Source organism: Rossellomorea arthrocnemi, assembly GCF_904424705.1.
GTDB classification, from domain to species: domain Bacteria; phylum Bacillota; class Bacilli; order Bacillales; family Bacillaceae_B; genus Rossellomorea; species Rossellomorea arthrocnemi.
In genome coordinates this window covers 1-23,649 of the sequence record NZ_CAJGBF010000018.1, presented here as the reverse complement: position 1 = coordinate 23,649, position 23,649 = coordinate 1, and the positions used below count along the sequence as shown (strand labels likewise).

Here is a 23,649-nt window from a genome sequence, read left to right as displayed (position 1 = left end):
TCAGTACACCGGAAGACGGTTCAGGAGAACGGTTCAGGAGTAAGTCTACCTATCAATTTTTCCAGCTCATTTGTATAGGGCTCAACGAGGTAATGCATTTCCATTAATGTTCCTTTCTTCATAAGGGAAGCCCCTATGAATATATCAATACTTTGAATGCTTGTATGGCGATTTACTTCAGCCACTTTATGAGCTTGTTGAAACAATTCAATTACTTTACTTGTATAACGAGGAACTTTCATTGATCATCCTCCTTCTTCTACCACCATTCGACATAAAACACCGAAATCCTTTTCCATTAGTCATGAGGTCCGTCCCTCTTCTGGGGAAAGCTGGTGACATGACGTCAGCTCAGTTCTATCTTCCTTGAGAGAATCGGTGTGATGAGGAGTATGGACAAGCACAATATTGAGGTGAGAACAAACGTTCCTGAAAGGTTTTCTGTCCATCGCTCATGCAGGATCAGGTCGTTTACATAGTTGGTCAGCTGTCCCGGCGACCATTTTAATATTTTGGTCATATACCCTGAGAATAAGGTTATCAGTATGGTTGATCCGATCGTATAAAATGCAGATAGACCCGGCGTTTGCACTAAGCTGCTGAAGAAAATCACCAATGTCATGATAAAGGTCAGCCATAAACCGTAAACCAAGAACCCCTGTATGAACGTGTTGAAGTCAATGCCATCAAATAATATATTGATGTAGTACAAGCCGGATAACATCCCAAGGCTGTAAGAAACCCACACCAGCACTAATGCAGCTAACCACTTGGAATAAATATAGGATGTATAGGGAACAGGTTTCACAAGCACCATAACAGCATTACCGTTTTTTCTTTCCCCTGCTACCGTTCCCATAAAGCCTAACACGATGACAAGTACGCCAAATGTGCTGAATTGGCTCATAATGGACAATAATACTTCACCCGATGAAGGAGATGGAATGGATATAACCGTACCTTCAGGTAAGTCCCCTACTGATTGTACTATTTCCGGCAGGTAATAAGCCGTTAATGGTTCCGTCAATCCAAATAAAATGAAAACGATCGGCATCCAGATCACTTTATAATTACGTATATGCTCCAATATTTCTTTTCTGAATAATACCCAACCAATTTTCACTTTTTCATCACCTCCATAAAGACTTCTTCTAGACTTAGTTCACTACTTTCAAGTTTAGTCACTCCCCAACCATTTTCAGAAATCAGAGAAAATATCCTGGACCTATCCCGTTCCAGGTCACTTACTTCAAAGGTTAGCCGATTCCCATCTGAAACCATATGATGGATCCAATTTTTCTCCATTAAAAAACGTGCATACTTTTTACAATCTTCATTAAAATGCAATATCAACCTCAAATGATGATGCCTTGCCTTCACTTCCCGGATCGCCCCTTGCTCAATTAGCACCCCGTCATTCAAAAACAGCACATCATCACATATTTGTTCTGCATCGTTTAATATATGAGTCGAAAAAAGAATCGTCGTTTCTTTCTTTAACGTCCTTAATAATTCAAGAGCTTCCCTTCTGCCGAAAGGATCCAAGGCTGATACCGGTTCGTCCAGGATGATGAGTTTAGGCTTATGAATAAGTGCTTGAGCAATCCCTAATCTTTGCTTCATCCCACCTGAATACTGACCTACTTTTCGATCCCCCCCCTCTTTTAAACCGACTAAAGTGATCAGTTCATCCGCTCGCTCCTGTGAACCTCCTCTTGTCATTCCTGAAATTTCACCGGAGAAAACCAGAAATTCCTTTCCCGTCATCCACTCAAAAAATGCTGGATATTGGGGCAAAAATCCGATCATTTCCCGGATATCTTTAGTAGATTCGTTTGTTTTGATAGTACCTCCGGTTGGTTTCAATAACCCGGCAAGCATATTTAAAGTCGTCGTTTTCCCTGCACCATTAGGACCAAGGAGAGCTGTACAAGCCCCTTGCTTCAGCTGGAAGGAAATGTTTTTCACTGCATCCTTTTCTTTATATCGCTTCTTTAAAGAAATTACTTCCAAAACGTTCATCCATTTTGCCTCCTTCCAAAAATGAAGTAAATAACCGGTCCAATAATATGAATGAACAGGATGATAAATACCCAAAGCCATTTTGGACCATTTGTTGACTTATTACGGATTAAATCGATCACGGCCGCCACAATGAGAATGCATTGAATAACGATGACCGGAGCAATAAGTCCCCAATTGATTGATTGTAAAGATTGTTGTAATTCATTCATTTCTTCTTCCTCCTTTTGCTCTCCATAGGTAAGACGGCGGTAGAGGAGATTCGTTCAATTTTTTTTTGAAGTTTCTTCAGTACGTTTAAAAAAAGCACTGATCCCCAAAAGTTAAGGGTCAGCGCTTATTATTCCTCAAAGTATAATGAATGCAGCTTATTCACTTCCGTTTTTACGGTCTCGACAAGTGAAGGAGGAGAAATCACCTTCGCCTGACTTCCAAACGTGAAGATCCAATTTATGAGTCCGGTGCTCACTCTGGCTTTTGTTGATAAAATAAAATGATTTTCTCCTTCCCTTTGTATATTAACATTTTTTCCAAACTTATCGATCATCACATTGATAAGGTTATTATGAAGCTTTATCTTGATCCATTCTTCATCCCCTGCAAACATATGAAAGGTGGATTGAACGTACTTGGAAACATCAAAAGGTTCATATGGAAAGGTTTCCGAAAGGGCATCAACATGCCGGAGTCGATCCACTCGGTAGTGACGGATTTCGTCAGCTTCGAAATAATGGGCGATGAGGTAATAGAAATCATTCGCCCACGCGAGAGCATATGGTTTTACCTTATAAAGCCTGCCCTTATGACTAAGGTTAAACTGTTTGTGGACATCATAACGCCCGTATTGGAACGTAATCATCCTGCGTTCTGCAATCGCCTCATGGATATCATGGATCATGCGGCGATTAAAAGGACTTTCACTCTTTATGGAAGAATCAATTTGAATTTCATTATGTAATTTCTTCCCCTGATGATGACTTGTCAGCTTCTTTATTTTCCCTGTCAGCTGCCTCGTTTCCTTCTTTGTAATGAATTTGGCAGCGACAACTGCATCAATGAGCATACGAAGTTCATATAACTCGAACAACCGATACTGATGGCTGTAATATTTGGGAAGTCCGTCCTTTTCCTGGTTGATGGTGACATCGAATCCTTGCCGGATGAGGTGATGCAGGTCATCTTTTAATGAATTTTTGTTTAGCTTCAGTTCCGATCCATATGTCTGCTTAAAGTTCAGAATGATTTCATCCATGTTCAACTCGTGATCTTCGTCCGTTTCTTCCCTCAGGATACTCATCAGCTTTAGCAGTCTTTCTTTATTATCAATCCTAGTCAAAACACATCCTCCTTTTTAGAGATAATAGTTTTATAAAATTATAAAGTGAATGAATTTTTTGTCAACTCATTAAGCCACTTCAGTTCCCAAAAAAGAAAAAGAACCCATGATACGCCCATGAGTTCTTTCTTTGCTATTTTAGTAGTCGAAAGACCGTTGGAATTCTGTAATAATCTCCTTCGTATGCTTTTACGGCTCCAAGGATGGTGAAGACCAGAGCAAGGACACCTACGATCGGAGCCAATACAAATCCGATCAGTACCACCATCAGAATAGTACTTGCGAACCCGTAAACGGCATATGAAATGAGAAAATTGAAATATTCCTTCCCATGGAAGTCTACAAATTCAGATTCGTCCTTCTTTACGATCCAGATGACTAAGGGCCCTATGAACACTGTGAAGAAGCTTAAGATATAAATAAGAGCTGCCATCATTCTTTCGTCTTTAGTCGGCATGTTATTTCCTCCCTGTATAAACTGACTATAGCTGACACTTTAAATGTATCCTTCTATATATTTACGTACTAATGGCCATAAAGTTTCATCCGGAATTGATTTCTTTGTTGAATCTTTTATTACTTGTGGACATTCTTCATGAAACCGGGCAGACAGGAATATACGTAGTAAAAGAGGAGTTTGTCCTTACACGTGCAGAAAGGTCGTGATAAAAAATGAGTAAGTTGGAAGCATTCATTCTTGGAATCATACAAGGTTTAACCGAATTCCTTCCTATTTCAAGTACAGGTCATCTGTTTCTAGGAAGAATGGCGTTTGGACTGGAGGAAGCCGGACTTTTCCTTGATACCATGCTTCATATCGGGACATTGATTGCTGTTCTCGTAGTGTATCAAAAGGAACTTTTTCACATGATAAGACACCCCTTTAGCAAATTATCCTGGATCCTCATCATCGGCACGATCCCTGCTGTCATTGTCGGCTTTATGTTCGAGGACTTTTTCGACTCCATCTCTAAGACCGGATCCACCATCGGCTGGGAATTCATCGCAACAGGATGCATCATGTATTGGGCAGACGGAGTGAAAAATGGCTACAAAAAACTGGAAGATATTTCATACACTGACGCAGTGGTGATCGGGAGCTTTCAAGCTGCAGCCATCTTCCCTGCACTATCGAGATCCGGATTGACAATAGCCGCAGGATTATTCAGGAAGCTCGACAGGGAAACCGCTGCTTATTTTTCATTTCTCCTTTCCACACCAGCCATTCTCGGAGGAATTGTTCTTCAAGGAAAAGAAATGCTCAGTGGCCATATTGAAGCTATATCATTCTCAAGCCTAGTCATCGGAACGGTTAGTGCAGCCGTATTCGGCTACTTCGCTATCGTCACCATGGTGAATTTCCTGAAAAAGCATTCACTCAAAATATTTTCGTATTATGTATGGGCACTGGGTTTATTGATTCTCATTCTTCAATACTCAGGATTCATGTAGGAGGAAAAAAATGAACCATGAATGGGTTTTGCAAATTCTTACATTTCTAACCGATTTGGGTTATGCAGGGGTTTCACTCGCACTGATGATTGAAGTCATTCCCAGTGAGTTGGTCCTAAGCTATGCAGGCTTTATGGTCAGTACAGGCAAACTTACATTTATCGGAGCCTTCTTAAGCGGGATCATCGGCGGGACTGTTGCTCAAATCTTTCTTTACTGGCTTGGTTATTATGGGGGAAGACCGTTCTTTGAAAAATACGGAAAATACTTGCTTATACATCCAAAACATATTGTGGCTGCCGAGCAATGGTTCGAGAAGCATGGAACCATTGTCATCTTCACAGCTCGTTTTATTCCTATCGTACGCCATGCGATCAGTATTCCCGCCGGAATCAGTCGCATGCCTCTTTCCACTTTCAGCCTCTATACCTTTGCTGCCATGCTTCCCTGGACATTATTATTCATGATCATCGGGATGGAGCTCGGAACGCATTGGGAGCATATCGAAGTCATCGGGACGCGCTATATTAAACCACTCAGTTTAATTGCTGTTTTCTCGACATTAATGTATTTGATTTATTCCAATAGAAGAAATAAAAGGATGGATTAACTTCTTTTTTTATATAAAATTGTTTAGAATAAGAAGCAAACAAGTCTTACGAAAGGATACTTTATGACTTCTATACTTTTAAAAAACGTAACCATCTACCCCATTACATCAAAGCCCATCCAAAACGGCTCTTTACTCATAGAAGACGGAATAATCAAACAAATACTACCTCATAAGGCAGATGGATATCAGCATACCACCATTTATGATTGTCATGGAAAATTCCTGTTCCCCGGCTTCATAGACTGCCATACCCATTTAGGTCTTTATGATGAAGGCACCGGCTGGGCAGGTAATGATGCCAATGAAACGATTGAACCGATGACGCCTCATATTCGTGCCTTCGATGGGGTTTATCCATTGGATCCCGGTTTCAAAGATGCCCTTCAATATGGGGTCACCACCGTAAATGTCATGCCGGGAAGCGCGAACGTGATCGGTGGGACTACCTCTGTCATTAAAACCTTCGGCTCCAATATTCAATCCATGATTATTAAGGAAACCTCCGGATTGAAGATCGCGTTGGGAGAGAACCCGAAACGGATCCATAGTAATGGCAATAATGATTCCATCACGAGAATGGGGATTATGGGAATGCTCAGGGAAGCTTTCTTTTCGGCTAAATATTGTGATCAACCGGAGGAACTGAGAGTAGCACCGCTAGTATCTGCATTAAAGCGGGAAATCCCCGTTCGAATACATGCTCACCGTGCAGATGACATACTATCCGCCGTACGTTTTGCAGAAGAATTCAACCTGGACCTTCGAATTGAACATTGCACGGAGGGTCACCTGATATCAGAAGAACTCAAAGGAAAAAAACTAAAAGTTTCCGTCGGGCCAACTTTTACAAGACGATCGAAAGTAGAGCTTAAAAACAAGAGCTGGCTCACATATCAAAAATTGACGGAAGCCGGTGTGGAAGTCTCAGTGACGACCGATCATCCTTACACCCCTATTCAATACTTGAATATGTGTGCAGCGATTGCTGTGCGCGAAGGATTGGATGAACATAAAGCCTTGGAAGGGATCACCATCCTGCCAGCAAGAAACCTTGGTGTGTCTGATCGGATCGGTAGTATCGAAGTCAATAAAGATGCTGACTTAGTCCTATGGAGCCATCATCCATTCCACTTCATGGCCAAGCCCATGATGACATTTGTGAATGGGAACATTGCTTATCAAAATGTGTAAAAATTTGTTAAAAATTTTCATCAAAAATAAGCATTTTTCCTATTTCCTTTTTGAGAGATTTCGTATATGATACAAATGGATAATATATTTCCGATTACATTGTTCTGGTACGCGATCTATTCATATTGAGCGACTGTAATGAAGGGAAGGCAAAAGGTGCGCCACCAGTTTCTTGACTGGTCTTAGTGGGTTCGATTCCCACCCCGAAATTTTTTAGTTACCATTTAAAAATTTCGAGGGTGGGATCGTACGCAAGTAGACTGCCCTCAAGGAGGGTCTACTATGATCAAGAAACGTGAATTACATGAGTGTCATGAACTTTATGACCTGATGGTGCACCCGGATGTCTTCCCTTTTGTGCGTCAAAAGGCATATTCCTATGAGGAACTTCTTTTCCTGACGAAACAAACGATTGAAGCAGAAGAACGTGGAGAACTTATTTCACGTACGATCTCGGACGAGTGGGGCAACCCTATCGGCACGATCAATTTATTTGATATCCAGGAAAATGCAGGGTTCCTGGGTACGTGGCTTGGCAAGCCTTTTCACGGGAAAGGGTATAATCAGCCTGCCAAAGATGCATTCTTTTCCGAGCTGTTCTTTGAACTTGGGATGGAAACCATTTTCATGAGGATTCGTAAAGTGAATACACGCTCAAAAAAAGCAGCAGAAAAGCTCCCTTATGTCGTCAAGGCGAACCTATCAAGAAAATCACTTTATGAACAATTAAATGCTCAAGAAGAGGTTTATGAATTATATGAAATCCCTAAAGATCTGTACACACTGTATTTATATCAGCTTCAACAATGCCAGGAAGAAGAACAGGTACTTGAAGCCTAATGGGTATAAAAAGTTATCACACACGGGTGATAACTTTTTTATTTATTGATTAATTTGATGCATGGGTAAATAACACGGTACAAACACATGCCATTTCTTTTCCTTTTGGAGGTTAAAAGAAAAAAGAGCCGTCAGTGATGCCCATTTTACTCAGACATCGCGACCAACAGCTACTTTCATTATTTCTTCTTTGCTATTTTCTCGAAGTACAGATTTCGTACCACAAACGTCTTGTAATTTTCCAATTTCCTTTTTTCTAATGGATGATAGTTGATGCCCATCTTTTTAAGCTCTTGAAGGTACCATCCCTTTGAATATTGATAAGCCATACCACTTCTCCCCTTCAACCATTTATATACTATATGCTTGAAGGGAAGTCCCGAGACTCCTTAACGGGACATTGATGAAAGTTCCTCATACATGTCCTGGATGGTGTACGCTTTTTCACCTTTTTCCATAGAACGGATCATTATCTCTTCATTTGTCTTAAGCTCATTGATACCAGCCAAGAAGCTCTCTTCGTTCAGCTCTTCTTCTTCCAATTTTATCGCATAGCCGTGTTTTACAAAGCTATTGGCATTGAGGATTTGATCGCCACGACTCGCTTCCCTTGATAGGGGGATCAATAGCATCGGTTTCTTTAAGGCAAGAAATTCAAAGATTGAATTCGAACCGGCACGGGAGATCACGAAATCCGTCATCGCCAGGTAGTGAGGAAGTTCACCCTTTATGAATTCATATTGACGATACCCTTTTTGTGTATGAGCTTCGTCGATATTTCCTTTCCCACAAATATGAATGATTTGGAAGGACGAAAGCAGCTCCTTGAGATTCCCTCTTACCGCTTCGTTAATTTTTCTCGCTCCAAGACTACCTCCCATGATCATCAAAACAGGCTTATCCTCATAATACCCCGTTAATCTCTTTCCTTCTCGGACATCACCTGAAAACAATTCTTCCCGAATGATGGCTCCGGCGCATAATGATTTATCACTTGGAAGTGATTGAACCGTTTCTGGAAAAGTAGTAAATATTTTAGTTGCGAATGGGACGGCTAACTTGTTAGCAAGTCCTGGAGTCACATCGGACTCATGAATCGCTACAGGAACTTTGGCAATCTTGGCGGCCATGACGACGGGTACGGAAACGAATCCCCCTTTGGAAAAGATGATGTCGGGTTTCGTCTTCCTGATCACGGATAGCGCGTCAAAGACTCCTTTCATCACTCGAAACGGGTCTGAAAAGTTTTTCCAGGAAAAATATCTTCGAAGCTTCCCGCTTGAGATGCTTTCGTAAGGGATATGGGGAAACTGTTCCGTAATGATTTCCTTCTCGATCCCATCTTCCGACCCTATATACGTTATGTCCCAGCCTTCTTTTTCAAAGTGTGGAATCAATGCTGTATTAACCGTGACGTGGCCAGCTGAACCACCGCCCGTAAATAATATGCGTTTCTTCATATGTATAAACTCCTAACTCCATATTCTAATATCTTTATCTCTAACCATTATACACTTTACCAAAAATACGGGTGGGATAGAACTACGAAAATTTGACAAAAGGAATTGAGTCCTTTTGCAGCTCGTTTGAGTACCCTATAGTTTCATGATTACCGGTAGACAGAACGCATCATCCCTTATCTCTATTCAAGATATAATTGGCTACATTTCTTCCGCTAATCGTCACCATTGGGGATCCTCCACCGGGGTGTGTCGTTCCACCGACGTAGAAGAGGTGCTCAATGTCCTTACTGACGTTGGATGGACGAAGAAATGCTTCCGTCATACGGTGGGAAGCAAGACCATAAAGTGAGCCTTTATAGGCAGAGAATTTATGCTTTATCGTATCGGGTGTGTAAATCTTCTCCACTTCTAATGACTCCCTTATGGGTATCCCTTTTTCTTCTAATTTATGATAAATCTTTTCCTTATAGGACTGGGTTTGGTCATCGGTCAATGTAATGGCCGGGGCATTGATAAGGATAAATAAGTTACTGCCCTTTGTAAGGGTTGGATCTGTCGCTGCCGAATGGCTTATATAGATCGTTGGATCACTTGGGAGCGTTTTATCAGAGAAAATTTCCGTGAATTCCTTTTGATAATCCTCCGTGAAATAAACCTGATGATGATGAATGGAATCCTGGAAAGTTCTGACGCCTGCCAAAATCACAAATGCCGAAATGGAAGGTTCGTAGGTGTCAAGCTTCCTGTCAGGATGACTCGGACGATCCTTTTCGTTGACCAGATGCTTCGTAGCCGTGATAAAATCTCCATTTACAATCACGTCATCAGCAGATTGCATCTCGCCATGTTGGAATATTACACCGACCGCTCTTTTTTCCTTCACTACGATTTCTTTAATTCGCTTGCCCAAGTGAACTTGTCCCCCAAGTTCTTTAAAAAATTGATAAAATCCTTGTGCAATTTTCGTGTTTCCACCTTTCGTATAATACACCCCTTCATTCATCTCAAGATGCCCGATCAGCGAAAAGGTGGCGGGGCACTCGTAAGGTGAGGAACCAATATACGTTGCATAACGATTGAACACCTTCAATACATTCTCATCCTGAAAAAACCTCCTATGAAAGTGATCCATTTTCTCAAAGGGACGGACCTTCATAAAATGGTAGGAAAGAACGGGTGAAAGATAATCTCTCCATGAACCAAATACTCTGTAAAGAAATCCTCGCTCTGCCAATGAATACAGTTTTTCAACTTCCTTTAAATATTCTCTGTAATGAACTGCCCCATAAGGATCGATTCCTCCAAGTTCATTTATCATATCTTCCGAGTCAGCTGTTTGATAGAGAACACTGCCATCGGGAAAAACATTTTTAGTATGTTTCACCAGTCTTTCAAACTCGAAATAACGGGAAGAGTCCCCTCCTGCATCGTTAATCACAGATTGAAAGACATGTGGCATCGTGATGGTATTCGGTCCGAAATCAAAGAAGTAGCCATCAATTTCAACCGGCATCATTTTCCCACCGGGGTGAAGGTTTTCTTCTACAATGGTTACGTTATACCCTTTACTCTGAAGGGATATAGCTGCAGATAGTCCCCCTAATCCTCCTCCAATAATGATGATATCCTTCATGAATAGGTCCTTCCTTTCCAGGTATACCCCTGTTTTTTCAATCCTCTTAGCATGGAAGCCCACATAATGACGATAAAGCAGACAGTAGCGAAAGGCATCAAAAGAAAATGCCACTTTGATTGATTGGATGCCAAGTCAATCATGAGGGTTTGCAGCCAGATCGCCAATAAAGGAAGGGAGTATGTCCACTCCCCGGATGTCAAACCATAAAAAGCCAGAGGCAGTGGAAAGATAAAGAAAATGGAGTAAAAAAGGGTGAGTAGGATGACTGATACTGGACTTCTGCCAGTGCCTATGTATATATTCTTCAAAAATCCCTCCCATACTTCCTTATTTGTTTCATACATATGACAGGTCACATCAAAACTATTATTAACCAGGGTCACTTTCCACCCTTTTTCTTTTACCTTCCGCGTGATATGAACGTCTTCCAAGAGGGACGATTTAACGGCTTCGTGCCCACCACAATCGTCATATGCTTCCTTCCTGAAAAACATAAAAGCTCCATGTGCGGCTGTGAATGCTTTTCTGGTCGTATGGTTAGCCACGGCAAGAGGTAAATGGAAATAAACGAGAAAATGCTGAAAGGGTACCAGCATTTTACTTAGGATGGTCGGTATCGGGAATTGAGGAAATCCCGTTACAAGACCCGCATCATACCGTTTCATTTGGAATAATACTTTTTCAACAATAGAAGGGGATACCCTGACATCTGCGTCCAGATAAAGATAATACGATCCCAAGGCATGCCGACTTAATTCTTTGCATGCATGGACCTTCCCAACCCACCCTTTTGGAAGGGGTTTTCCATCAATGATCCTGAAACGCGGATCCTCTTTTGTCAGGTGGATCAGAAGTTCTCTTGTTTGATCCGTTGAAGCGTCATCCAACAGGATAAATTCTACTGGAGAATGAGTGATCTTCCTGATACTTTTGATTAGCCCAATTACATTTCGTTCTTCATTTCTCATCGGGACCAGAACTGAAACCAATTCATCTGTGGTCGATTTACGGGACAGCTTTGGTAAAAAAAGTAGATTGATAAATGTAGCCAGAACAAACAGGAATGTCATCAATAGTACATAAATCATTCTTTCTACACCTCTACTTTCTTCTATTCCAAAAACTCAACCACTCACTATTGGTCGGAAACCCTTTAAGCAATAATGTGAACATGGATATATCTTCATGGATGATATCGATTTTCAAGTCATCAAGCCTCTTTTCCATAATGTTTCTTAGATGATGTGTCCGTTCTTCCCGTGATGTAAGATAACTCTGATTTACCTCAACATCGGTAATCCGGATGAATAATTCCGGTCTTTGTTCGTGACGAAAGGTGTAATAGAAAGTAACCATCGTGACGGTGATTCCCTGGTTTCGTTCGAATAAATAACTCGGACCACTCATAAAGGAAATGGGCCTCTTTTCGAGATGTTCTTCCTTCCCTTGAGGAAAGATCCAAACCGTTTTTTTCTCTTGTAAGCACTTTTCAGCAAACTTCAAAGAAATGACCAAGTCTTTTGGAGAATCGGGATTAACTGAGAAGGCTCCGATTTTGCGGAAGAAAGAGAAATCCTCCATCCCTTTCTGGCTCATCATGGCATAGCTGTCTTCCTTTATGACTTTTTGATTTAAGTAAAAGACCATCAATCCGTCCCACCAGCTGGAATGATTGGCAAGTACCAGTTGACCGACAGCGGGTTGAAACGAATCCCGTTGGTCATCGATCCATACACGATAAAAGTGCTTTTTCAGTTGATAGGTAAGATAGCGGACTAGCAGTTGTTGAAATTTTTTACTTTTTCTTGGTTCAATCATGCTACCTTCTCCAATCGTGTTCTAATAATGAGAGATGCCGTGTAAAATACCGAAGTGACAAAAACGGCCAGCCACAGTCCTTCCACCATTGCAGTAACGATAAACATAAGGATCACAAGGAAATATAGCCGCATCATCCTACCGCTCCATGTTGAGGAAAACGCTTCTTGCTTGATCACCACATACAGGGAGCATTGAATGAAAAATGAAACAAAAAACCATCCTAAAAAATTTTGCGTGGGAATATCATAAAAGATTCCTTCCTGATCCCATATCCAATATTCCCGACCTTTAAACGCAACAGGATCGATGATCAAATCCATCGTGACAGCTAAAAAAGAAGTAACCGTACTATATCGTAACGCCCCCATGACTGTCTTTGTTTTATTCAGGAGGAACTCATAATGGGACATACTGGTAAAAATAACCATGACCCAAGCGAAGCCTATTGTCATTGGAACCCCGAATAGTTGAAATCCGAAATCCCTTTCATAATGATAAGACCCAAATATCAGACCATAATGGACACCTAATGACTCGGCGAAAATGGTTAGGAGCATAATGCATAATGAAGCAATAATCCCATTTGCTCCCTTGAGCCTCTTCATTGCATAAAGAATAGCCAGAATACCCGCTAAATATAAGAAAACAGCATTTGCCCATTGTAAAGCAGGAGGGAGCCAGTCCAAGGAGACAAGGATGATTCCCACTCCGTACCATATTAAGAACGCAATCCAGACCCAGTCCTGCCAGTGCTTAGTCATTCTTTCCCTCCTGTATGTTCATATTTTATTATCCTGCAAGCGTTGGGGTCATTCGTTTATAAACATATTTCACTCTCAATCCCCCGAAAATATGGTACAGTATGATAGTGAATTTTATCCTGCACTATTCTAAGAAATTCAAGAGGAGTACAATTTATGAGAGAAACCCATACAATCAAGGATAAGGTTAAACAACTATCCTTCATATTGATTCCCATCCTTGTCACCCAATTGGGGATGTTTGCCATGAATTTCTTCGACACGATCATGTCGGGGAAATACTCTCCCGAAGACCTTGCCGGTGTTGCCATCGGTTCTTCCTTATGGGTACCGGTCTTTACTGGATTAAGCGGGATCCTTTTGGCAGTGACACCCATTGTCGCTCAATTGATAGGAGGCGGGAATAAGAAAGATGTACCTCATACCGTCCTTCAAGGTGTTTATGCAGCCATAGTATTATCCCTTATCGTCATGGTGGTGGGCGGATTCGTCCTGAAACCGATCCTGAATGGGATGAATATTGAACAAGAAGTACGTATTGTTGCCAAAGATTATCTTATCGCCCTGTCATTCGGTATGATTCCATTGTTCATCTATAATGTTTTGAGATCATTCATCGATGCACTGGGTATGACGAGGATCACCATGTTCATTACACTCCTATCCCTGCCGATCAATGTAGTATTTAATTATCTCCTTATTTTCGGTAAGCTGGGATTTCCTGCACTTGGAGGAGTTGGTGCAGGTGTTGCGTCTGCCATCACCTATTGGCTTATTACTCTCATCGCCTTTTGGGTGGTCCATACAAAAAGACCATTCAGTCAGTATTTTATCTTCCATACCATCCATAAGCCCGATTTTTTTAGATGGAGAGAACTTTTTGTAATAGGAGTGCCTATTGGATTATCGATTTTCTTCGAGGTAAGTATTTTTTCGGCAGTTACCCTGTTAATGAGCCAATATGAAACAGTCGTAATCGCGGCTCACCAGGCAGCAATCAATTTTGCATCCTTCCTTTATATGATTCCCCTGAGCATTTCCATGGCCCTAACCATCGTTGTAGGATTTGAGGTTGGAGGTAAGAGGATTGGGGATGCGAAAATTTACAGCTGGATGGGCGTCGGCTTCGCCTTGCTCCTGGCCGTCATATATGGAGTGATATTACTTGTTTTCCGTTCTGAAATTGCCTACCTCTATTCGGATGATCCTTATGTATTGGAATTAACGGCTCATTTCTTATTGTATGCCGTACTTTTCCAGCTTTCCGATGCGATACAAGCTCCTGTCCAAGGGGCTCTTAGAGGATATAAGGATGTTAATATCACCTTTATTATGGCCCTCATATCCTACTGGGTGATCGGCCTTCCATTAGGATATTTCATTGCTAACTTCACGGATTTCGGACCATATGGATACTGGCTGGGGCTGACATCAGGCTTAACGGCAGGAGCGATTACCTTGTCCGGCAGGCTCCTGTATATACAGAAAAAGTACAGAAAACAACTTCTTGTTTCAAGTGAATGAAAATGGTATTGATTGAAAGAGCCACGGGCGTTCCCACTCCCGTGACTCTTTATTGATGAAATACCTTTCCAAGTACGTCCTTTCCACCTGTAACCGGAATAATGGAACCGGTAATGAAATCAGATTCTTCTTGACAGAGGAACGAAATGATCCTTGCAAGATCTTCCCCTGTCCCTGGCCGTCCGATCGGGGTCTGGGGGTCATGGTGCTCTTTCGCGCTGCTAATTCGACTTTCCTTCCACTCACCTACGATGTCTCCGGGACAGACCATATTTGCGGTTATACCATTCTGTGCTTCTTCGATTGAAATCGTTTTTGTGAAGGAAGCAAGGCCGGCTTTAGCCGCTGCGAAAGCAGAACGATAAATCCAGCCCGGGGCAGATTCGACCCTGTCATATCCAAATGTGATGATTCTTCCCCATTGTTTTTCCCTCATCTTCGGGATCATTAACCTTGATAAGTAAAAAACACTATTTAAATTCCCATTTACAATGTAATTCCATTCCTCAGGAGAATAATCTGCAAATGACTTTCTTTCTTTAACATAGGGGCCGGCATTATGGATTAAAATATCAACTCTCTCCACCTTACCCCAGATTTCTGATACCATCCGTTCACATTCTTCCGGCACAGAGATATCCCCTTTGATCGGGATGATGGTGTTCGAATATTGACGATTTAATGTAGAGACCAATTCCTCAACAAATTGATCATTTCTCCTATAATTAAGGATAACGGTGTATCCTTGTTTGGCGAATTCTTCGACCGTCGTTCTTCCAATCCCTTTTGAACCCCCGGTTATCAGTACAACTTTATCCTTCATCAAGCTCACTCCACGTACTCGTTATATTTCAATAGTAAGAAGGATTATGCTGAAAAGCAAATGTAAGCTCTTAATTCATGCATCTAACATGGGAAACAGCGTATCATTTCATTGAATTATGGAAGAATAAAAAAAACAGCCTCTCAAAAGAGAGACTGCTTTTCATCACGTGCGTAAAATTACTTACCGATGAATTGTTGAGTCCAGTAGTTACCGTTTTCTACATAGCCTACACCAATGTGAGTGTAATTTGAACTCATGATATTTTTACGGTGACCTTCACTGTTCATCCATGCTTGTACCACTTCTTCAGGAGTCTTTTGACCCATCGCGATGTTTTCACCTGCAGAGCTATACTCGATACCGAACTGCTTCATCATGTCGAATGGTGAACCATACGTAGGGCTTGTATGAGAGAAGTAGTTATTAGCTTGCATATCACGAGACTTCTCACGTGCCACTTTGCTTAGTTCTGTATCTACTTTAAGAGCTGGAAGTCCTTGTTTTGCACGCTCTTGATTAGTTAATTCTACTACTTGTTGCTCAAACTGGCTTAATTGACCGGATTGTTCGCTTGTTTGTTCTGTTTGTTGCTTTTGTTCATTTGCTTCTGGTGCTGGTGCAGGAGCTGCTGCTTTTGGAGCATCTGCCTTAGGTGCTGGAGCATCCGCTTTTGGTGCTTCTGCTTTTGGTGCTTGTTTAGTTGGTGCTGGAGCTGCTGCCTGGGCTTTCGGAGCCTGTCCCTTCAATAATTCTTGAACATTGATGTTCTTACCATTCATTTGGTATTTTGATAGAACATCTTGAACCAATTTATTAAGATCTTCTTGATTACCGTTATATTTAAAGGCGTTCACCTTTTGTACGACATTGTCCTGATTCGGGCACGGTGCTGCAGCGTCAGCTTTACCTGCTGCGAATGGAGTTGCTAATAATGTTAATGCTGTTGCTGCTGAAACCATCATTTTCTTATTCATAAAAATGAATTCCTCCTTAGTGAATGTGTTTTTCTTGCTGCACATTCATCATACCACCCTGTTTTTGTTACATTTACGGGAGAACTTGGTAACTAGGAATCAATTGTTCTATTTTGAAAGACAATTTCTCTATAGTACTATAGTAACCACTGATTCTAGTAGGGAGAAAAGCATTTTAAAATACTTTACTTACATTTCCAATTGCTGAATGAATTGGATCCAGTAACTAATTATTACCGGTATATGATTCTTGACAGGTTTTAAAGCTCCTTTGTTATGTAACGGATGTTACAGTAACGTTTCAAAGAAAGAAGAAATTCACTCCAAAGAAAGGAAATATTTACATTTTTTATCAGATTCAATGATTAGATATCAATTCACATTAAATCCCAGGCGTTTTAATTGCCTCACACCTCCATTACACACAGGTACATAATGAAAGGTACTGGCTCAGAATAAATTAATCTAACCATTTGTAGAATCCCATTCTTTAATTAGAGCGGCCATTTCGATATGTAGCTGAATCAACTTAACTTTAACATCATTTGATAAGTCCGATTCAGTAATTCTTTTAGTGGCAGTATAATATTTATATTCTATAGACTTACGAACCCGTGGATGGCTATTGGTATCTTCCAATTCACGTTTGATGGCTTCTTTTAATACTTGTTCCGATGAAGCGGCATCGATTGATAACATCCTGTTTTTCCATATTCGTCTGTAGGCTTTTAATAAATCATTGAACATTTCCGACATATACAAGCATCCTTTACATAAAAAGTTTGATCTTTAAGCATACTAGAGAAAAACGAAGAAAGGTGATATCAATGACTACATCGTATCGCTGCCCTAGCTGTAAAACGAATCGCACCCGATTTAATATTATACAACAAGTACCACAGAGTGTGAAACTTGATCCTGGTTCAGGAGAAATCGTTCAGAGTTATGAACAAGGTCAACTAGATCCATTTCATCTTGCTTACAACGGACCGGAATTAAAAGTTCAATGTGCAGCTTGCGGCTTGATTGAGGATGAAATGACATTCAAGAAATTTGGAGAAAGCACAATGTAAAAAAAGTAAGGGTAACCAGGTCTGCTTGTATTTCCAGATCCGGTTACCCTTTTCTATCTATTTATTATTAATGATTAGATGCTTCTTTAAGCGTTGTTTCTTTATCTTCCTCTGTGACATCTTTATTTGACATCCTTAAAGGGATCTCTTTCATAAAGAACGTTAAAATGAATCCGACGAGAAGAATGATGGCTCCAATGAAGAAAACATTCGTTAAAGCATAACTCAATGATTCTCTGACACCTTCCAAAATGGATGCATAGATCCCTTGGAATTCGGGTGGTAATGTTGACTGAAGCTCTTTTAACTTCCCTCCGTTCATTATGTTTTGAGGGTCTTGAAGTTGTTTCATGACTCCTGCCGTTTCAGGATCTGTGAGTAACGGGGAGTCTTTCACTGAAGACATTTTCTCCGTCATCCTGGAAGTCATGGAAGAGTTCATCACGGTTCCCATGATGGCAACCCCTATTGTGCCACCGATTTGTCTGAACAATTGTGTTGCCGCAGTGGCAACACCCAGAAACTTATGCTGTACTGCATTTTGAACAGTAAGGGTAAATACAGGGAAGCTCAGTCCAAGACCTGTTCCTACTATAATAATATTCAGCAGGGCTCTTGCGTTGGTTGTGTTCGTATCCATAAAGGATAAAAGAACCATACCCGTACTCATGACGAACAAACCGATAAGTGCCAGAAACTTATACTTCCCTGTCTTCGTGATGATTTGGCCCCCTATTGTACTCGCGAAAACCATACTTAATGTCATGGGCATCATCACAAGGCCGGATTTGGTCGCAGATGTACCCATAACCCCTTGAATAAAGAACGGCATATACATAATGGCACCAAACATCCCGGCTCCGAGAATAAATCCGATGATATTTGAAAGGGTAAAGATTTTATTCTTGAATAATTGAAGAGGAAGCACGGGATTACTTGCTCTCTTCTCGGTAATAATGAAGAGTACAAAGGCTACCACCGTGGCAGTCAGTAACCCGATGATGGGCAGAGAAACCCACTCATAATCATTTCCACCCCACGTAAAGGCCAATAATAAAGGAATGATCGTTAGAGTCAACATAACGGATCCTAAATAATCCACTTTAAGTCCTTTGTTCGGCTCCTGTGAAGGGAACATTTTATATATCATTCCGAATGCGATGAAACCTACTGGTAGAAACACCCAGAACACCCAGTGCCAATCGGCGTTATCGACAATCCAACCACCTAAAGTAGGTCCGAAAACACTTGCTAAACCAAACACACTGCTCATTAATCCCTGCCATTTCCCTCTTTCCCGTGGAGAAAATAAGTCTCCTACAGCGGTAAAGGCTGTTGACATGATCATTCCGGCTCCAAAACCTTGGATACCCCTAAATATGATTAACTGAAAGATTGAAGCGGATAGTCCGTTTAAGAATGAACCAATCATAAAGACGGCAATCCCTAGTAAGATGAAAGGTTTCCTTCCATACATATCCGATAATTTCCCAACCAGAATAGCTGTTACTGAGCTTGTTAACATAAAGATGGTGAATACCCAGCTATAATAATCCATGCCCCCTATTTCGGAAATGATCCGAGGCAATGCGGTCCCGACAATCGTTTGATTTAATGCAGCGAACAGCATGGCTGACATGATCGCAACCATGATCAGTACTTTTTTTCGATGTTCTAAATGTTCCATAGTTTCTGTCTCCCTCAATATTTATATTGTGAATAATTAACTAACTTAAGTAAATGAGCATAATAGAAGGGATGACCACTTTTCAGGTCAACCCTTTTTTAAACCGGTTACACTATATGGCTGTTCACTCAGCTTTTCAAGTAAAACCATAACATTTAAAGGAGAATATCTTCTAGCACATCTTCACTTGCGAATCGATGAACTCAACAGTTTCTCAAACAGTTCAATTAAGTGGGAGATCTCCTCTTTATCAAAGGTTTGAAATAACTGCTGGAAATAATGTGACTTTTTCTCTTCACACTGTGCCAACACTTCCACCCCTTTAGGTGTGAGAGCCAATTCTACGACTCTACGATCTTCGTTGGATCGCTGTCTGGTAATATAGCCTTTTTCAACCAATGTATCTGTTATGGACGTAATATGACTTGCCGAAACTTCCATTCTCTTTGAAATTTCCGAAGATTTCAATGCACCATTTTCCCTGATGAGCTGAAGCACCCGGAATTCCCCGTTTGATATAAATTCTCCAAAGATGGTTCGAATATCTGATTTCATCATTCTAAACACGGATCTAAATAATCCTTCTAGCTCGAACAATTCTTTTCCCACTAATAATCGACCTTTCTTACACTCAATAAATACTTCACTAAGTTAACTATTAAATAATATACGTTTTATTCGATATTGTCAACCTGTTCCCAACATAATGATTCTTACCCACCATTGTGAGATAATAACGATCCCTAACGACAATCCCATACCGCATAGTAATCCCGTCATCAACCGAAGTGGATTCGTACTCCCTCTCCACTCCCACTTCTGAGTGAATCCATCTACTAAAAGAGGGAATATTAATAGACCGGCTAACAAGAGATGAACGCTTGTTAAAGAATGAAATAAGAGCCATGTAGAAGGAATCCCTATAATCATCCCCATGAGGATACCCATACACCTGAAACATAATGGGAATTGCTTATCCTTAACGATCAATGACCGATCCGGCATTCTATGACACGGCATAAAGGAAAGTGCAAACCATTCTTTCACTTCATTTCCCTCCTATGGGCTGCAATCTGGAGTACAGTCACAGTCCGGTGAATCACAGTCGAATTTACTCCCTCGGGGGGTGGGGAGACAGTCGGGTGAATAAATGGCGCAATCCCAACAGTCATTCGTTCTTTGTCTCTTCTGTTGTTTTCTTTGATAGAACACGATCGTCCAGATGAACAACATGATACCGATCCCGATTAGTCCTAAGAAGATATACAATTGAAGGTTGGTTTCGTAAATACTTAAACCGTAAATACCAGCAATAAATAATATAAGTTCTACACTAAACAATAGAAACACCATAAAGATCTCCCACTCCCTGGATTACTTCTTCAGGTCAATCTTCTGTAAGGACTGTATTATTTCTTCTTTATGTATATTTTCTCCAATTATGACGAAATTGGCAGGATATTTCATTTCTCCTGGCATAAAGAGCGGCATGCCGTATGAATACTGAAACAATGTCGGATATTTTCTTCCCTGTAGGGGCACATATCCCTTCATTCGGTATATTGTATCAGGTTGGGCTTTCACCCATTCTTCAAAGGCTTCTCCATTTACTGTTCCAGTGAACGTATAGACGACCGCCTGTAGAGTTAGATGATCACCAATGGAGGCATGATCATGGGAAAACAATCCTTGTTCTGCACTTAAAGATAAGATATCTTTCATTGACACTTGAGAATAATTCGTTAAATAAACCTTGGCATTTTGATTTATTTGCTGTAGCTCATATGAGAAAGTCCCCTGCTCCATATCAGTCAGCAAGTCCATTTTATTTGCTACAATGTACTCAGCATACCGGATTTGTTCTCTCATCAGATGTAAAACAGCCGGACTGAAGCCCCCCCTGTTCCGCCATTGCAATCCGTCCACCACTGTGATGATCCCCCTAAACTCGAATCGGTCGGCAAAGAGTGGGGAAAGGATGGAATCAACCACCTCAACTGGATGTGCTGCACCTGTTGTTTCAATGACCAGAACATCAAAGTCTTCGTTCAGTAAAAGCTCTTGGAGCTGTGACTCCAATTTCTCTGATATAGTACAGCATATACATCCATCAAGAAGCTCACGTAATGCTGTGTCATCATCAACCGCATCACTGTCGATCGATACACTTCCTAATTCATTCATTAATACTGCTGGCTTTTTATCATGATCCTTTAAGGATTGCAGCAATTGTTTAAGTAAAGTCGTTTTTCCACTGCCAAGAAATCCAGATAATATGTATACACCCTTTTTCATGTAATCTTCCTTTCCTTAGATTCCTATACATATTCTATTTGAAAGTAGCTAGGAATACAACGGACATCACCATTTGATGAATAATATTCGAGGAGGAATTATTCCTTCAAAGAGCGTTATCCACTTCACTTCACGCATAGAATATAATATGTATTCTACGGTGGTTGAGCCGTTTATGAGTCTTTTCTATTTTTAATACTGTTAATGAATCATTAAAAGGTGGGAATGTCATGTATTATGAGAAGATTGTTCCGCTCAAGTTAAGAGATTTTTTGAAGAATCCTTCTCATGAAACATTGAAGGATCTGTTGCTTCATAATACCGGCGAAACAGATTATGTAGATTTTAAATCTGATTGGATCGAATTCACGAAAATGGCGAAGCATATCCTGGCGATATCCAATACGGGGGGTGGATGCATCATCATCGGGGTGATGCAATTTGATGATGGGTCCGTTGATTTGAAAGGTTTGTCTGATGAAGAATTTCTGGATAAAGCAGATGTTGACAACAAACTGCAACATCTGCTGCCTAAATATTTACGTTACAGAACGGAAGACTTCATATTCCCCGAAAGCACCAACCCTTTGATGAGTCATAAACGTTTCCAGGTACTCATCATCGATTATGATCCAAGGTATGTGCCTTATACCTCCATTGTCACCCGGGGGGAACTGCGATATGGAGCAATCTATGCCAGACAAGGAACTAAGACCATTGAAGCCACTCACGAAAAATTGGTCGATGTGATACTACGTAAAGTTCAGTCAGGCGGGTCTGATAGTGATGAACGAACACTAAAAGAGCACCTTGAACATTTAAAAATCCTCCATTTGGAACATGACCAGGCTGATGATCAGAAGTACCAGAGCTATCTGCACGATTTAATCCTGAGAAAAATGAAGAAGATTGAAATGTTCCTGGACCTTGATTCTTCTGAATTTCATTTCTGGTGATTTGAGCTTAGAAATTCTTTTATGGATTCTCGATTCTTTTGTATATCCATATCCAGAACAAGTCCTGCATGTACTGTCCGGAGGTCTGAATAACTTCCTTCAACTGGTACACGCATCGTTTCGACTTTATCAATTGGATTCAGCATTACAATCATCCCGTAATTCATGATTTCACTAATAGGAGTGGAGGTCTCTACGTTCTTTAACCCTTCCCTGATGAGAGAGAGAAGCGTCCTCATCCCTTCACCAGACTGCACTTTTTCCTTAAGGCTTTTTTCTGCTAACTGCATAATTTCCTGCTGTCTTTCCACTCGCCCGAAGTCGCTCTTGATATCTCCCCTGAACCTTACATATTGCAGGATTTCTTCTCCTTTCAACACTTCTTCTCCAGGTTCTTTTGCCCATTTCCATTGCTTGATCATCGGCTTGGATACCGTGACCGATACTCCTTTAGGAAAAACGAGATCCATCATCCTGATGAACTTCTCAAAATCAATCTTTACGGTATGATGAATGTCCAAGTAGAAATTTTTTTGTATCGTCTCCGCCAACAGTTCTTCTCCACCCCATGAATATGCATGATTGATCTTGCTCTTTTCATGTCCCGGAATTTCTACGAATGTATCCCTCATGATGGAGACGATCTTGATGGTTGATGATTGAGGAATGTATTGTACCACCATCAAAACGTCAGCACGGGCAGGTTCATTCTGCCGCTGATCAGAGCCAACTAGGAGAAAATTGATCGGCTCCTTATCTTCTTGAAGTATCGGAAAGAGTGATTCTCCCTTATTGTTTAGTAGGTTATTGGGGAATGGACCTTCATCTGTAGCAGGGACATCCCTTCCTTCCCAAAAAGGAGAACAGCTCACCACTACAAGAACAGATAGCAGGATAGAAAGGACTAACACCATTTTTTTCATTGAATCACCTCGTATATACATTCATTGTTGGTAAGGAATGAACATTCTATACGAGGTATCAGGGAACAACTCGGCTTTCTCATTCTAATGGAAAAATCAACCCTCCGAAAAAAAGAACCCAGGTGTAAGTAATGTGTACCCTTTGTAAAGGACAATTAAAAAAAGCCTAGGCAGCTTGTTGAAGGTGATCCCTGTATTGTGCAGGGGTCATCTTATTTAAATTCCATTGATATCTGTAATGATTGTAGTAAATGAT

At 40.9% G+C, this 23,649-nt stretch carries 29 protein-coding genes; 7 read left to right on the top strand and 22 right to left on the bottom strand.

Features of this window, described 5'->3' with window-relative positions:
- Window positions 1–20: 20 nt before the first annotated feature.
- The 6 genes from BAA9072_RS18805 to BAA9072_RS18780 form a co-directional block, all read right to left on the bottom strand.
- Window positions 21–242 (bottom strand): hypothetical protein, encoded by a 222-nt coding sequence (locus BAA9072_RS18805; protein WP_201716217.1) that lies wholly within the window; start codon window positions 240–242, stop codon window positions 21–23.
- Window positions 243–346: 104 nt separating this feature from the next.
- Window positions 347–1,123 (bottom strand): ABC transporter permease, encoded by a 777-nt coding sequence (locus BAA9072_RS18800; RefSeq protein ID WP_201716216.1) that lies wholly within the window; start codon window positions 1,121–1,123, stop codon window positions 347–349.
- Window positions 1,120–2,022 (bottom strand): ABC transporter ATP-binding protein, encoded by a 903-nt coding sequence (locus tag BAA9072_RS18795; protein ID WP_201716215.1) that lies wholly within the window; start codon window positions 2,020–2,022, stop codon window positions 1,120–1,122. Before BAA9072_RS18795 ends, BAA9072_RS18800 begins: the two co-directional genes overlap by 4 nt.
- Window positions 2,019–2,234, bottom strand: coding sequence for a PLD nuclease N-terminal domain-containing protein (locus tag BAA9072_RS18790; protein WP_201716214.1), 216 nt, complete (start codon window positions 2,232–2,234; stop codon window positions 2,019–2,021). Before BAA9072_RS18790 ends, BAA9072_RS18795 begins: the two co-directional genes overlap by 4 nt.
- Window positions 2,235–2,362: 128 nt before the next feature.
- Window positions 2,363–3,358 carry a helix-turn-helix transcriptional regulator gene (locus BAA9072_RS18785; protein ID WP_230980939.1) on the bottom strand — a complete coding sequence of 332 codons (996 nt, stop codon included), beginning with the start codon at window positions 3,356–3,358 and terminating at the stop codon, window positions 2,363–2,365.
- Between the two features lie 133 nt (window positions 3,359–3,491).
- Window positions 3,492–3,815: a DUF4870 domain-containing protein gene (locus tag BAA9072_RS18780; protein WP_201716213.1), complete on the bottom strand. Its 324-nt coding sequence runs from the start codon at window positions 3,813–3,815 to the stop codon at window positions 3,492–3,494.
- Between the two features lie 215 nt (window positions 3,816–4,030).
- Between BAA9072_RS18780 and BAA9072_RS18775 the strand changes: the two genes are divergently transcribed.
- The 4 genes from BAA9072_RS18775 (at window position 4,031) to BAA9072_RS18760 (ending at window position 7,454) form a co-directional block, all read left to right on the top strand.
- On the top strand, window positions 4,031–4,810 hold the full coding sequence (locus tag BAA9072_RS18775) for an undecaprenyl-diphosphate phosphatase (RefSeq protein WP_201716212.1): 780 nt from the start codon (window positions 4,031–4,033) through the stop codon (window positions 4,808–4,810).
- Window positions 4,811–4,820: 10 nt separating this feature from the next.
- Window positions 4,821–5,420 (top strand): DedA family protein, encoded by a 600-nt coding sequence (locus tag BAA9072_RS18770; RefSeq protein WP_201716211.1) that lies wholly within the window; start codon window positions 4,821–4,823, stop codon window positions 5,418–5,420.
- 63 nt (window positions 5,421–5,483) lie between these two features.
- Window positions 5,484–6,614 (top strand): amidohydrolase, encoded by a 1,131-nt coding sequence (locus BAA9072_RS18765; protein WP_201716210.1) that lies wholly within the window; start codon window positions 5,484–5,486, stop codon window positions 6,612–6,614.
- Window positions 6,615–6,896: 282 nt separating this feature from the next.
- Window positions 6,897–7,454 carry a GNAT family N-acetyltransferase gene (locus tag BAA9072_RS18760; RefSeq protein WP_201716209.1) on the top strand — a complete coding sequence of 186 codons (558 nt, stop codon included), beginning with the start codon at window positions 6,897–6,899 and terminating at the stop codon, window positions 7,452–7,454.
- A 179-nt stretch (window positions 7,455–7,633) separates the two neighbouring features.
- Here BAA9072_RS18760 and BAA9072_RS18755 read toward each other — a convergent pair whose 3' ends face one another.
- The 6 genes from BAA9072_RS18755 to BAA9072_RS18730 form a co-directional block, all read right to left on the bottom strand.
- A complete protein-coding gene (locus BAA9072_RS18755; protein WP_201716208.1) occupies window positions 7,634–7,783 on the bottom strand; it encodes a DUF2639 domain-containing protein in 150 nt (49 codons plus the stop codon).
- Between the two features lie 60 nt (window positions 7,784–7,843).
- On the bottom strand, window positions 7,844–8,914 hold the full coding sequence (locus tag BAA9072_RS18750; RefSeq protein WP_201716207.1) for an undecaprenyldiphospho-muramoylpentapeptide beta-N-acetylglucosaminyltransferase: 1,071 nt from the start codon (window positions 8,912–8,914) through the stop codon (window positions 7,844–7,846).
- Between the two features lie 169 nt (window positions 8,915–9,083).
- Window positions 9,084–10,550, bottom strand: a complete 1,467-nt coding sequence (locus BAA9072_RS18745; RefSeq protein WP_201716206.1) for a phytoene desaturase family protein — start codon at window positions 10,548–10,550, stop codon at window positions 9,084–9,086.
- Window positions 10,547–11,641 carry a glycosyltransferase gene (locus tag BAA9072_RS18740; RefSeq protein WP_201716205.1) on the bottom strand — a complete coding sequence of 365 codons (1,095 nt, stop codon included), beginning with the start codon at window positions 11,639–11,641 and terminating at the stop codon, window positions 10,547–10,549. The genes BAA9072_RS18745 and BAA9072_RS18740 overlap by 4 nt, the downstream gene beginning before the upstream one ends.
- A gap of 13 nt (window positions 11,642–11,654) precedes the next feature.
- Entirely contained in the window at window positions 11,655–12,371 is a 717-nt protein-coding gene (locus BAA9072_RS18735; RefSeq protein ID WP_201716204.1) for a lysophospholipid acyltransferase family protein, read from the bottom strand.
- Window positions 12,368–13,135, bottom strand: a complete 768-nt coding sequence (locus tag BAA9072_RS18730; protein ID WP_201716203.1) for a carotenoid biosynthesis protein — start codon at window positions 13,133–13,135, stop codon at window positions 12,368–12,370. Before BAA9072_RS18730 ends, BAA9072_RS18735 begins: the two co-directional genes overlap by 4 nt.
- Before the next feature lie 156 nt (window positions 13,136–13,291).
- On the opposite strand from BAA9072_RS18730, the gene BAA9072_RS18725 reads away from it, so the two are divergent.
- Window positions 13,292–14,659: an MATE family efflux transporter gene (locus BAA9072_RS18725; RefSeq protein WP_201716202.1), complete on the top strand. Its 1,368-nt coding sequence runs from the start codon at window positions 13,292–13,294 to the stop codon at window positions 14,657–14,659.
- A 49-nt stretch (window positions 14,660–14,708) separates the two neighbouring features.
- Here the strand turns inward: BAA9072_RS18725 and BAA9072_RS18720 are convergent, their stop codons facing one another.
- The 3 genes from BAA9072_RS18720 to BAA9072_RS18710 all read right to left on the bottom strand — a co-directional run bounded on the left by BAA9072_RS18720 (window position 14,709) and on the right by BAA9072_RS18710 (window position 17,215).
- Window positions 14,709–15,482, bottom strand: coding sequence for an SDR family oxidoreductase (locus tag BAA9072_RS18720; protein ID WP_201716201.1), 774 nt, complete (start codon window positions 15,480–15,482; stop codon window positions 14,709–14,711).
- A 179-nt stretch (window positions 15,483–15,661) separates the two neighbouring features.
- Window positions 15,662–16,504: a CAP domain-containing protein gene (locus BAA9072_RS18715; protein ID WP_330999312.1), complete on the bottom strand. Its 843-nt coding sequence runs from the start codon at window positions 16,502–16,504 to the stop codon at window positions 15,662–15,664.
- A gap of 420 nt (window positions 16,505–16,924) precedes the next feature.
- Window positions 16,925–17,215: a hypothetical protein gene (locus BAA9072_RS18710; RefSeq protein WP_201716200.1), complete on the bottom strand. Its 291-nt coding sequence runs from the start codon at window positions 17,213–17,215 to the stop codon at window positions 16,925–16,927.
- Window positions 17,216–17,286: 71 nt separating this feature from the next.
- Between BAA9072_RS18710 and BAA9072_RS18705 the strand changes: the two genes are divergently transcribed.
- Window positions 17,287–17,532: a DNA alkylation repair protein gene (locus tag BAA9072_RS18705; RefSeq protein WP_201716199.1), complete on the top strand. Its 246-nt coding sequence runs from the start codon at window positions 17,287–17,289 to the stop codon at window positions 17,530–17,532.
- Window positions 17,533–17,599: 67 nt separating this feature from the next.
- Here the strand turns inward: BAA9072_RS18705 and BAA9072_RS18700 are convergent, their stop codons facing one another.
- The 5 genes from BAA9072_RS18700 to BAA9072_RS18680 all read right to left on the bottom strand — a co-directional run bounded on the left by BAA9072_RS18700 (window position 17,600) and on the right by BAA9072_RS18680 (window position 21,514).
- Window positions 17,600–19,219: an MDR family MFS transporter gene (locus BAA9072_RS18700; RefSeq protein ID WP_201716198.1), complete on the bottom strand. Its 1,620-nt coding sequence runs from the start codon at window positions 19,217–19,219 to the stop codon at window positions 17,600–17,602.
- 183 nt (window positions 19,220–19,402) lie between these two features.
- Window positions 19,403–19,828 carry a MarR family winged helix-turn-helix transcriptional regulator gene (locus BAA9072_RS18695; protein ID WP_230980938.1) on the bottom strand — a complete coding sequence of 142 codons (426 nt, stop codon included), beginning with the start codon at window positions 19,826–19,828 and terminating at the stop codon, window positions 19,403–19,405.
- Between the two features lie 78 nt (window positions 19,829–19,906).
- On the bottom strand, window positions 19,907–20,266 hold the full coding sequence (locus BAA9072_RS18690) for a DUF2085 domain-containing protein (RefSeq protein ID WP_230980937.1): 360 nt from the start codon (window positions 20,264–20,266) through the stop codon (window positions 19,907–19,909).
- 12 nt (window positions 20,267–20,278) lie between these two features.
- Window positions 20,279–20,572: a hypothetical protein gene (locus BAA9072_RS18685; RefSeq protein WP_230980936.1), complete on the bottom strand. Its 294-nt coding sequence runs from the start codon at window positions 20,570–20,572 to the stop codon at window positions 20,279–20,281.
- Between the two features lie 21 nt (window positions 20,573–20,593).
- On the bottom strand, window positions 20,594–21,514 hold the full coding sequence (locus BAA9072_RS18680; RefSeq protein ID WP_201716197.1) for a CobW family GTP-binding protein: 921 nt from the start codon (window positions 21,512–21,514) through the stop codon (window positions 20,594–20,596).
- Between the two features lie 230 nt (window positions 21,515–21,744).
- Between BAA9072_RS18680 and BAA9072_RS18675 the strand changes: the two genes are divergently transcribed.
- Window positions 21,745–22,470: an AlbA family DNA-binding domain-containing protein gene (locus BAA9072_RS18675; RefSeq protein ID WP_201716196.1), complete on the top strand. Its 726-nt coding sequence runs from the start codon at window positions 21,745–21,747 to the stop codon at window positions 22,468–22,470.
- On the opposite strand, the gene BAA9072_RS18670 is transcribed toward BAA9072_RS18675, so the two are convergent.
- Together BAA9072_RS18670 and BAA9072_RS24630 are read right to left on the bottom strand one after the other, a co-directional pair.
- A complete protein-coding gene (locus tag BAA9072_RS18670) occupies window positions 22,458–23,393 on the bottom strand; it encodes an LCP family protein (RefSeq protein WP_201716195.1) in 936 nt (311 codons plus the stop codon). The genes BAA9072_RS18675 and BAA9072_RS18670 overlap by 13 nt on opposite strands.
- A gap of 166 nt (window positions 23,394–23,559) precedes the next feature.
- Window positions 23,560–23,649, bottom strand: a 90-nt coding sequence (locus tag BAA9072_RS24630; RefSeq protein ID WP_330999314.1) for an IS3 family transposase, incomplete at its 5' end; no start/stop codon positions are given.

Coding starts and splice junctions, on each gene's coding strand:
- BAA9072_RS18770 (WP_201716211.1), top strand. CDS start 4,821: ATGAACCATGAATGGGTTTTGCAAATTCTTACATTTCTAACCGATTTG.
- BAA9072_RS18675 (WP_201716196.1), top strand. CDS start 21,745: ATGTATTATGAGAAGATTGTTCCGCTCAAGTTAAGAGATTTTTTGAAG.
- BAA9072_RS18715 (WP_330999312.1), bottom strand. CDS start 16,504: ATGTGCAGCAAGAAAAACACATTCACTAAGGAGGAATTCATTTTTATG.
- BAA9072_RS18775 (WP_201716212.1), top strand. CDS start 4,031: ATGAGTAAGTTGGAAGCATTCATTCTTGGAATCATACAAGGTTTAACC.
- BAA9072_RS18805 (WP_201716217.1), bottom strand. CDS start 242: ATGAAAGTTCCTCGTTATACAAGTAAAGTAATTGAATTGTTTCAACAA.
- BAA9072_RS18720 (WP_201716201.1), bottom strand. CDS start 15,482: ATGAAGGATAAAGTTGTACTGATAACCGGGGGTTCAAAAGGGATTGGA.
- BAA9072_RS18710 (WP_201716200.1), bottom strand. CDS start 17,215: ATGTCGGAAATGTTCAATGATTTATTAAAAGCCTACAGACGAATATGG.
- BAA9072_RS18670 (WP_201716195.1), bottom strand. CDS start 23,393: ATGAAAAAAATGGTGTTAGTCCTTTCTATCCTGCTATCTGTTCTTGTA.
- BAA9072_RS18780 (WP_201716213.1), bottom strand. CDS start 3,815: ATGCCGACTAAAGACGAAAGAATGATGGCAGCTCTTATTTATATCTTA.
- BAA9072_RS18760 (WP_201716209.1), top strand. CDS start 6,897: ATGATCAAGAAACGTGAATTACATGAGTGTCATGAACTTTATGACCTG.
- BAA9072_RS18725 (WP_201716202.1), top strand. CDS start 13,292: ATGAGAGAAACCCATACAATCAAGGATAAGGTTAAACAACTATCCTTC.
- BAA9072_RS18700 (WP_201716198.1), bottom strand. CDS start 19,219: ATGGAACATTTAGAACATCGAAAAAAAGTACTGATCATGGTTGCGATC.
- BAA9072_RS18730 (WP_201716203.1), bottom strand. CDS start 13,135: ATGACTAAGCACTGGCAGGACTGGGTCTGGATTGCGTTCTTAATATGG.
- BAA9072_RS18735 (WP_201716204.1), bottom strand. CDS start 12,371: ATGATTGAACCAAGAAAAAGTAAAAAATTTCAACAACTGCTAGTCCGC.
- BAA9072_RS18685 (WP_230980936.1), bottom strand. CDS start 20,572: ATGGTGTTTCTATTGTTTAGTGTAGAACTTATATTATTTATTGCTGGT.
- BAA9072_RS18745 (WP_201716206.1), bottom strand. CDS start 10,550: ATGAAGGATATCATCATTATTGGAGGAGGATTAGGGGGACTATCTGCA.
- BAA9072_RS18750 (WP_201716207.1), bottom strand. CDS start 8,914: ATGAAGAAACGCATATTATTTACGGGCGGTGGTTCAGCTGGCCACGTC.
- BAA9072_RS18755 (WP_201716208.1), bottom strand. CDS start 7,783: ATGGCTTATCAATATTCAAAGGGATGGTACCTTCAAGAGCTTAAAAAG.
- BAA9072_RS18790 (WP_201716214.1), bottom strand. CDS start 2,234: ATGAATGAATTACAACAATCTTTACAATCAATCAATTGGGGACTTATT.
- BAA9072_RS18705 (WP_201716199.1), top strand. CDS start 17,287: ATGACTACATCGTATCGCTGCCCTAGCTGTAAAACGAATCGCACCCGA.
- BAA9072_RS18740 (WP_201716205.1), bottom strand. CDS start 11,641: ATGATTTATGTACTATTGATGACATTCCTGTTTGTTCTGGCTACATTT.
- BAA9072_RS18765 (WP_201716210.1), top strand. CDS start 5,484: ATGACTTCTATACTTTTAAAAAACGTAACCATCTACCCCATTACATCA.
- BAA9072_RS18795 (WP_201716215.1), bottom strand. CDS start 2,022: ATGAACGTTTTGGAAGTAATTTCTTTAAAGAAGCGATATAAAGAAAAG.
- BAA9072_RS18680 (WP_201716197.1), bottom strand. CDS start 21,514: ATGAAAAAGGGTGTATACATATTATCTGGATTTCTTGGCAGTGGAAAA.